General features: G+C 41.8%; 1 protein-coding gene. It reads right to left on the bottom strand.

Annotation, left to right across the window (positions count from 1 at the left end):
- Positions 1–97 precede the first annotated feature (97 nt).
- The gene (locus QTN95_RS20865) at positions 98–574 is read right to left on the bottom strand and encodes a hypothetical protein (protein WP_331418880.1); all 477 of its coding nucleotides are present in this window, start codon (positions 572–574) and stop codon (positions 98–100) included.
- Between the last annotated feature and the right edge of the window lie 257 nt (positions 575–831).

Genomic DNA, 831 nt, shown 5'->3' with positions numbered 1-831 from the left:
CTTGAGATGTTATAACGCTCAAGTTGGTGAGGCACTGGCAAATGTCAAAGCAATGAACAAAGTCATAGGACTAGGTATGCCTGTTAGAAGCTAACGGCTAGTCATATATGGCGTCGTTGATCTTCAAGCTGATTTGATCAACAACGCCGGTCAAGGCTCTTCCTTTAAATGACAACGATGCTCTAAGTAAAAACAGTGTCTTTTGCTTATTTAAGTCTGACCAATCAACATGAATAACAGGCTGCGTTAGATGGGACGTCAGTAAAGTTGTCATGCGCTTATAAACAAGCAATCTCGATTCATACAGATGGGAATTAGAGAGTAGTCGGTCAGCCCTTTTAATTGCATGTTTTTCATAGGCTTGGGTCGCGATCCCCCTTCCGATAGAAGTCACGTAAAGTGCATTTCCAGAGAGAACACTTTCAACACACGCGCCAAACGCTCTTGCTCGAGTTTTATGCATTGAACCAAGGACAGCGTTAAGAAAATTGGATACTATACTTTTCACATTCATGACGTTTCTCGGTGATGACATATTTATTGTGGTGATAAACTGTTGATCACTAAGCGTCATGAATGTTCCCAATAAAATGAATTTATTAGCTTTTTCTCTCAGTTTTGTGGGGATACTTCAGGGACAGGCACCATTAAAAAGTAACAGACAAGTCAATTACATACATTCCCCCTATCGCTGCAATTTTCTCTAGGTCTCCAACAAGCTGGGCCGCATGCGGTAACCAAAGCCAATGGTTTAAATTACCAGTATGATGCTAACGGTAATATGCTACGTGCACGAGCGGATAACAGTACCGAGAATGAGCGTGAACTCGA

Source organism: Vibrio sp. M260112 (assembly GCF_036533775.1).
Taxonomy (GTDB): domain Bacteria; phylum Pseudomonadota; class Gammaproteobacteria; order Enterobacterales; family Vibrionaceae; genus Vibrio.
Note: the sequence above shows the minus strand (reverse complement) of the source record. Positions and strands in the feature narration are given on the sequence as shown.